Genomic DNA, 7,823 nt, shown 5'->3' with positions numbered 1-7,823 from the left:
GAACCGCAGCTTCTCTTCCATAACACTGCTCTTTCTCCATGGCATGCGCTCCTTTTTACTCGCGCCTGCTTCTTGGTTGCAGTGTCAGATATGTGCCCGGTCTGTTCTGTCAGGGATGTGCCCGGTCTGTACCCAGCCATCGACCCCACCCCCCATAGAGCTTTGTTGAAAACAAAAGCCGAACCCCAATTCGAAAGGCCTGTCAAAAGGCTGTCGAAACCTGTTTTCCTTGTTTTTCAACCGTCCAATCGGGCCTAATTTCAGCCAGATTTTTTCGTTTTTACTGTCCGGTCGGCAGAGGGTCACAACGCCATAAAGCCCCGAACGCACAGATTGCTGAATTGTGGCTGAAATGCTGGCCGCTGAATCTAACTGCTTAATTTTCAAAGATCTAGACTATTCACACCCTGAGGCGCAGCCAAAGTATAGTCGATCCCTGAAGGCGAATCAAGTGCGAAGAAATATAACAAAATTAGAGACTCGGTGGGGGTCTGTTGGGTTAAGAGTACTACTGTGCAACTTTTGTCCAATTCACGGATAACTCATCGTCGTATCTGACCCCCTGAGCGTGACCAACGGCAATATGCTCTGGTAACAGAACACCAGTTATTTTTCGATTAAGGTCATAACCAGGATATCGGTCTTCCATAATTCGCCAAAAGTTTTCCTGTAAGCTCAACTCTAAACAGGCAGCAATGCTACTCAGGAACTCATAAGTATCCTCATAGTCCTTCACCACTACTTCAGGGTCATGTCGCCGCACGATACTTTCGAAGTGCTTTGTGATGTGGTCGCCAGGCTCTTTGAATAACGGCCTTTTTCCCTCGAAATAAACGACCTCTATCTTTTCTCTTTCCGGGGCAATATTGCCATGGATCGCGTGGTTTCTTTTATCCATGACCCTCTTGAAGTTTTTATACGAGAGTTCATTTGGATCAACTCTCTTCTTGAAGCCTTCGCATTTGTACGCTAAGTCAAATATTTTGGTGTCAATTTCGGAACGTATAAATGCCTCGAATTGACGAACATTCTCTCTAACCTCTTTTTTGCAGAGTATTAATATGGTCATATTTATGAATGCCTCCGCAAGAACAGGGGTGATTAACGATAACTCAAGGCAATTTCGATATAGTGAGCCGTAATGTTTTGAAAGCCGCTTTCGCTGCTTGTCGTCATTTTCTTGTTCACTTTCCTTAGAAGAAACTGGAGGAAATTCATAGGGAGAGTACTTCCTGATGCTATCGACAATTTCACCGTGCAGGTCTGAGCAGATTGTCGCTATTTCGACAAATTTGTTAGGAAAGATTACCCATTTTTCCAACGAATTTAACACCGCGCTTTTTTGCTTACCCACTCGAGCGTAGTCAGATTTGATCTTCAGGATAAGATCCTTCCAGTCACTATCCGTGAGTCTCTCTGATAACATGAAGTGAACTTCGCGGTTTGTTCCGCACACGTAGACGTCTTCGCTGCCCGCCTTCAGATTGAAATCCCAGTGGATCCAGTTGTCGCTGTCGTCTCTGCGCAGATAATTTTGCAATCCGTTTGGCTCCCCAAACCTTGCCTTCAAATAACAAAACATATCCACAGGCGAGAGGTGCTGCCGAACGGCGAGAACAGATCCGATAGGAGCGACACCTTCTTGCTTCGGAGAGCGGACACGGACCTCCCCAAGATAATCGATCATTTCCTGTTTAGTAAAAATGCGCCATGCCTCTACATCCATGCATTTTAGAGATTTGACAGATTCATTCATCCCTCACCTTCCCAAAGGGAAACATCCCCGTTCTGTGCCGTCGATGAAAGTGGTTCGGGGGACTGCCCTTTTCGTCGGTATTGGCGAAGAATGGGCACATCGAATGGGATTCTCTTTCAGCGCTCGGCAAGGCTTCAGATTATATTCCTGCATGAAACAAGCGCCGGAGGCGCGCCCGCAGGTTAGCCCACGGCAAAGCCGTGGGTAAGCGTATTAGTATTCCAGAGCGCCGTAGGCGCGACACAGCTTAAAAATAAAAAAACAGAGCAAACATGTTCCACATCTACCATCCCATCTAGAATTGCCTTAAGCAACAATTAGTAATTTTTTAGATATTTTATTTGACGGACATACGTTCCGATTGCCCTTCGTGTGTTATAGTCTGGCTCCCCCCTTGATCTAGTTTCTTTAAATTTTGCTGTTGAACCACAACTCCAATTTCAAAGAATAGGAAGATCATCGTAATGCTCAAGTGTGCTCGCGCTACATTTTTCGCTGCTGTCCTCTGCTTTGGGTTTTCTATTCATGCTCAACCGCTTCCTTGTCCTGCGGGAACCGTGGCTAACGTTGTAGGTACAAGCTGCTCAGTAGGTCCAATCATTTTCAATTTTGGCAATGATTTCCAGGGCAGCACGTTTTCGGGTGTTTTGGGCGGCCAAATCACTCCGGCGGACATAGGCTTTGTTCCTATACAGTCGGATAACAAGGTGGGCTTCAGACTGGTTCTGAACTTTGTTGATGCGCCCACGAGCGGGTTCGGCAGCGACCATTTTGTTAGCTTCAGTTACACTCCTCAAGCCGCGCCCGGGTCTGAGATTCGCGTTCAGAGTGTGTCCATGGACGCTAGCGTGCAAACTGCTCCAGGAGGAATTGAATTTGTACAGGCATTTGATTCCCAGTTCTATCCCAATTCCGGATTTCTTCAAAATTTTGCCGAGATTGACATTCAGCAGGGAGTGTCTCTTGCCAACCAGTTGACTGACAGCCACATACTTGAGGTGCCAGGGGTTGTTAGCACAGGGTCTGGATCTCCTGGATTTTCCACAACTCAACTCGGCACCTTTGCAACCGCAAACTCTTCCGCCTCTCTTGCATCTGCCACATTTCTGTATACCACCGGTCCTCTCCTTCCGACTCCTGGATTGGCCGCTCTAAGCTATACAAATATAGACCTTCCGGGTGTCGCCGCTACCTTCGTTTCTAATATTACGAACTCTGGCAGGATGGTTGGCGCTTATCAGGATTTTGCCGGCAACCTCCATGGCTATGTTCAAGAGACCGACGGCAGCTTTGTGACCATAGATGTGCCAGGCGCATCGGCCACTGAGGCCAACGGTTTGAATGAACGCGGGGACGTTGTTGGCGCCTTCACGGGTTCCAATGGCCGCGCGCGTGGGTTTGTACAGCACGACGGAGTCATAAGCACCATTGACGTTCCTGGCGCCCGCTCCACCATACCTGTCGCCATCAATAACCAGGGTCAAATCGTTGGAGAGTATCGGTCCTCCGATCTGGGCTTTCACGGGTTTCTGTTTGCTGACGGCGCATTTGTAACAATCGATGAGGGGCCCGGAACAGGCAGATTTGCGGATAGCGCGGCCTTTGCTATCAATAACTCCGGTGAGATAGGCGGCACCTTCTTTGATCCCAATACTTTCCGCTCATATCTGTTGAAGAACAACTCTGTAACTACCATCGATGTGCCGGGACAGGGAGATACAACGATTGAGGCAATCAACAATCGGCGCGATGCGGTGGGGATCTTCAATGACATCAACCTGGCCCAACATGGCTTTTTATTTTCGCAAGGAACGTTCCGGACGGTTGATTTCCCGGGTGGCAATTTCACGGGCGCCTTTGGGATGAACGATTTAGGCATGATCGTGGGCTCGTACTTAACTCCTGATGGCAACATACATAGCTTCCTCGCCACACCTGCGCTCGATGACGGCATGGATCATCGTCCCGCCACTTCCAGCGTGAACCCCACACAACCTAAACCGGAATGCGGAGACGTAGAATCGCGTAGCAAGCACGACCGCGTTCGCCGTGCCGGCTTGTGCAACATGAAGGAGTAACGCAAAGCCTCACAATGAAAAGCGCCCTCGCCAAATGCGAGGGCGCTTGTATTGGAAAACCCCAACGAGTGCCTACGCCGCCTCTTTGTCTTGTCTGACCTTAACTGCGCTGCCGGCTCGGCGCTTTCCTTCTGGGGCAATGGTTCCGTCACTTCGGTAGGATGGCGGACTGAATCAGATTTTTGTTCATGCTGATCCTGCTCACCCATTTTCTGTTCCGATTCTGATTTCTCTTCAGGCTTATCTGCTTTGCCGTTTGCAGGACGCGCTTGCGGCACCTCGGCGGCCGCGGGCTTTTCTTTATCTTGCAAACCTGTATCGCCTGGCTCTGCGCTTTTACCGTCTTTGCCGCTCGACTCTGTGCGCTTGTCCCCGGCTAACGCTGCGATTGAGTCTGCATCAGACGAGTCTGCGCGCGACGAATCTTCATGCAGCTCGGGCTTTTTGCCCAGCTTCATTTCTTTTTCCGGATGCTCCGGTTCCAAAAGATGATCGATCCTTACCCGCGCGGCGCGCCACTTCACGCTGCTGGCATTGCCCGCCTGTTCCAGATAAGGAGCAAGCTGCTTGTCAGTAACGCGTTTCTTCTCTTTCAGGAATTGCAGGATGGCCTCATTTTGGGCTTCTAGTCTTTCCAGGTGAGAAAACAGTTCGTTCAGCACTTCCTTCATTGCCTCGTTGTTCATGTGGCCTCCACGCTGACCTGCAGCGTTGCTCCTGTTAAATAGATGCTGGAAAAGGGAAAGAGGCCGGGACGCATGCCTGAGCCTTAGCGGCTGGGCGGTCTTTTATCGTTTTTCCAGCAGGCCAATCTGCCGGGTGCTTTCCGCCACGCCTGCGTCCACATTCACTGCCGCGTAAAGCTTGCGCGTCTCTTCCCACAGCATCTTCGCTTCCTGGGGACGGCTGGTCTTGGTTGTAAGCAGCGCCAGCGGACGAATGGCATTCGCCAAATCCAGAAGCGGAGTCTCTTTGTGGACCCGATAGATTGCCAGCGCTTCGCGATAGAAGGGCTCAGCCTCTCCCAGGCGTCCTTCGTCCTGATGAATATCTCCAATGTGGCGGATGGTGTGAGCGACTTTCAGTGGAACCTCTGCCGTGCGATAGATGGCCGCTGCTTCTTCATAGTGCCGTAGGGCTTCATCTGCCAGATGCAGGTCGCGCTCAATCTGGCCCAGGGCCGTGAGCGTTTGGGCGAGTTGCAGTCGATCATCGGACGCTCGGGCGAGCCGGACGGCTTCAGCCAGGTCACGCTTGGCGTCATCAGGGGTTTTGAATCGAGCATGGCGGGACTGCGTCAGCAGATTTTCAATCTCGTCTTGCATGACCATTAGACGTTAACACGCCAGTGCGGTGAGTGGGGCGAAGCCGCAGGCCAGCGGCATAGAAAGCGATTCTTATCGCGGTGCCAGGTCTTGCATCTTTCTGCGCATGCCGTTCCGGTCCGCGCTCACTCGCGCAAATCTGCGGCAAAATTTGCTTTGTTTTTTCCGCGGCTCTGCGTCTACCCGGTGGAGGGTTCGTCTTATGCCGCTGCTGCCGCGGTCACTTTGCGGTTTAAGGCTTGCCTTCGCCGGCTTTGTAGATATAGCGGATGGAAGGCTTGTAGATAAGCAGGGCAGATGCGCTGCCGCGGCTCACCTTGATGCAGTTGCGGTCATACCACTCGATGCAGCCCTGTACCTCTTCGCCATCTTTCATTACCACCACCACGGGCGTTTTGCCCTGGATCTGCTTCTGGTAATAGTAGTTTTCAGCATGGGTCTGCTCGGGCGGGCCATTGCGGCGGATGGCGGACGACGGCGCGCGGTCGGTGCGTTCCAGCCGCTCACGGCGTTCTGAAACCGGTTCAGTGCGCGGAGCTGGCGCACTCAGGGAAGGCCGAATCAATTTCCGGCTGACAAATTCTTCCTCTTGGGTGCGCTCGGGTGCCTGACGAGCGGCTGTCGAATCCATTCCATCCTTCATAATTATCCGTCCCGCTTGAAATCGAAAACTGCACCGGCAAATAATGAACCGGCTCGGCTGGCCGAGCTGAATCTCAGAAAGTGTGAGCGAGAATCAGTGCGGGTTAATGCTGTAACCGTACCACAGCATGGTTTAGCTTTCAATTGCCTGAAAGGCCAGTCACCTTGTGCGCGAGCTTCTGTTTTTTGTCGAACACAGCCGTGAACCATCAGGCGACAACGGTCATCGTTCCAACGCCAGCGCAAATGCGTCCAGTGAAAGTGGCCGCAGGACGTTGCGGCGCATGCCGCTCTGGACCTGTCCAAGTTGATAATTCGCCTGGGTGATCCAGTTGAAATCCACGGCTGCGGCCAGCGATTTCAACTCCGCCGCGATGTCAGTGTTGCGGACCAGTTCCGGCGCATTCGATACCAGCGCGAGCAGGTCTTTCAGCAGGCCATAAACCGCGCCCAGCAGGCGATCTGTTTTTTCTTTGCCCTCGCCGCCGGCGCGATATGTTTCCGTGGTGCGGAAAAGATCAGAATGCTCGCCGGACCGGACGGCCGTTGCCAGCAGCGTGAGCGCATCCTTGCGGGCGGACATATATTCTTCCAGGTTCAGCGTGCGAGCGCGGCCAACCGCTCCGCCGCTCAATCGGGCCACGAGCTGGCGCTGCCGGGCATTCCATTCCGGCCGGGATTTTTCCAGATAAACCTCAATTTCGGAATTTGGAAGAGCGCTGAGGCTGAAGATCACACAGCGCGAGCGGATGGTCGGCAGTAATTCTCCGGGGTTGCGGACAAGAATGAAAAGGGTGGCGAAGTCCGGTGGCTCTTCCAGCACTTTCAGCAGGGCATTGGCCGCCTCTTTCATGAACGCCGAATCCACAAAAACGAACACGCGCCGCCGCGCTTCCTGGGGCTTGTATCGCGCGGTCTGGATCACCTGCCGCACCTGGTCCACTTTGATCATCATCTGCGGCGGGTCAGGCGGCACCACCAGAACGTCAGGATGTGTCTGTATCAGGATGCGGGTTTCACGCTTGTCGGTCTCGCGCAGCCCTTCGCGGGCTTCCACAGCCTCGGCAAAGCGGCTTTCCAGGTCTTCTGCCTGGCCAATCCGGGTGCAGTTTGAGCAGACCCCGCAGAAATCCGGCAGGCCGTCGGTCTGGAGGGGCTGCAGACAGTTCATGGTTCGGGCCACCATCAGCGCCAGAGTGTACTTTCCGGCGCCCTGTGGCCCAGCCAGGATCACGGCATGGGGAAACCGGTCGCGGGCCAGCATTTCCCGCAACTGGCGGACAGTCTCCGCATTGCCCTGAAAGTCAGAAAATGGCATCAGCCATTCTAAACATGAACCGGCAGCCGGATGCCATGAATCCTGCCGCTCAATGATCCATGTAAGTCAATGAAAATAAACAGCTTAAAAATTATGTCAAATTTATTCACTTTTTTCCGCCGAAGCTATATTTCCGGGGAGCGTTCTGACTCTACTACTACAGAAGCAGGCTCATCCGTCGACTGCTAAATAGGTGGATATGGACCCGGAAGCCGTATCCACCTAATAATTTTTTTAGGCGCTTTTCGAACCACTTTCCCGCCACGGTCCTGCTACAAAGCCAAAATTTTTCCCTGCAAATCATCCATTAGCTTTTTTAACAGACCTCTAATCACTGCCTAACAAATTCTGTCCATGATTACGGGCAAGGGAGTTCCCCGTCCCAATTGAACGTTGTTGTAGAGGTTGATCGTCACCCTCCGAGGCTCCCCTTACGAGAGGTGTCTGTGGTTATCGAATTAGTGGAAACGGCGTGGTCCAAGGTGTTCCGCTGCCGTCATAAGAAATGCACGCCGCTCATTACCTGCCGCAAGGGCCAGCCACGGTCACGTGTCGCGGCCATTACCGGAACCTATTTTGTGTGCCTGAAGTGTGGCAAAGAGTTCGCCTATGACTGGGACAATATGCGTGTGATTAATCCCGACCAGAGCGAGATGGCGCTACTGGCAGAAAAAGCCACGGAGATGTACGCAGGCAAGTAGATG

Annotated in this window: 7 protein-coding genes; 2 read left to right on the top strand and 5 right to left on the bottom strand. The window is 52.5% G+C overall.

Features of this window, described 5'->3' with window-relative positions; all coding sequences use genetic code 11:
* Positions 1-84 precede the first annotated feature (84 nt).
* Together LAO76_27145 and LAO76_27140 are read right to left on the bottom strand one after the other, a co-directional pair.
* A complete protein-coding gene (locus tag LAO76_27145) occupies positions 85-387 on the bottom strand; it encodes a hypothetical protein (GenBank protein MBZ5494619.1) in 303 nt (100 codons plus the stop codon).
* Positions 388-508: 121 nt separating this feature from the next.
* Positions 509-1,756: a hypothetical protein gene (locus tag LAO76_27140; GenBank protein ID MBZ5494618.1), complete on the bottom strand. Its 1,248-nt coding sequence runs from the start codon at positions 1,754-1,756 to the stop codon at positions 509-511.
* Between the two features lie 557 nt (positions 1,757-2,313).
* Here LAO76_27140 and LAO76_27135 point away from each other — a divergent pair.
* On the top strand, positions 2,314-3,834 hold the full coding sequence (locus LAO76_27135; protein MBZ5494617.1) for a hypothetical protein: 1,521 nt from the start codon (positions 2,314-2,316) through the stop codon (positions 3,832-3,834).
* Between the two features lie 788 nt (positions 3,835-4,622).
* Here the strand turns inward: LAO76_27135 and LAO76_27130 are convergent.
* From LAO76_27130 to LAO76_27120, 3 genes are all read right to left on the bottom strand, one after another.
* Positions 4,623-5,165 carry a tetratricopeptide repeat protein gene (locus LAO76_27130; protein ID MBZ5494616.1) on the bottom strand — a complete coding sequence of 181 codons (543 nt, stop codon included), beginning with the start codon at positions 5,163-5,165 and terminating at the stop codon, positions 4,623-4,625.
* 226 nt (positions 5,166-5,391) lie between these two features.
* Positions 5,392-5,790 (bottom strand): RNA chaperone Hfq, encoded by a 399-nt coding sequence (locus LAO76_27125; GenBank protein ID MBZ5494615.1) that lies wholly within the window; start codon positions 5,788-5,790, stop codon positions 5,392-5,394.
* 234 nt (positions 5,791-6,024) lie between these two features.
* A complete protein-coding gene (locus tag LAO76_27120) occupies positions 6,025-7,119 on the bottom strand; it encodes a DNA polymerase III subunit delta' (protein MBZ5494614.1) in 1,095 nt (364 codons plus the stop codon).
* A 446-nt stretch (positions 7,120-7,565) separates the two neighbouring features.
* Here LAO76_27120 and LAO76_27115 point away from each other — a divergent pair, with 446 nt between their 5' ends.
* A complete protein-coding gene (locus LAO76_27115; GenBank protein ID MBZ5494613.1) occupies positions 7,566-7,820 on the top strand; it encodes a hypothetical protein in 255 nt (84 codons plus the stop codon).
* The last annotated feature ends 3 nt before the right edge of the window (positions 7,821-7,823 follow it).

The organism is Terriglobia bacterium, from assembly GCA_020072645.1.
Classification (GTDB): domain Bacteria; phylum Acidobacteriota; class Terriglobia; order Terriglobales; family Acidobacteriaceae; genus Angelobacter.
Note: the sequence above shows the minus strand (reverse complement) of the source record. Positions and strands in the feature narration are given on the sequence as shown.

What these genes read in the sequence shown, in the direction of transcription:
- LAO76_27140 (MBZ5494618.1), bottom strand. Translation starts at nt 1,756, where the DNA reads ATGAATGAATCTGTCAAATCTCTAAAATGCATGGATGTAGAGGCATGG.
- LAO76_27130 (MBZ5494616.1), bottom strand. Translation starts at nt 5,165, where the DNA reads ATGGTCATGCAAGACGAGATTGAAAATCTGCTGACGCAGTCCCGCCAT.
- LAO76_27125 (MBZ5494615.1), bottom strand. Translation starts at nt 5,790, where the DNA reads ATGGATTCGACAGCCGCTCGTCAGGCACCCGAGCGCACCCAAGAGGAA.
- LAO76_27120 (MBZ5494614.1), bottom strand. Translation starts at nt 7,119, where the DNA reads ATGCCATTTTCTGACTTTCAGGGCAATGCGGAGACTGTCCGCCAGTTG.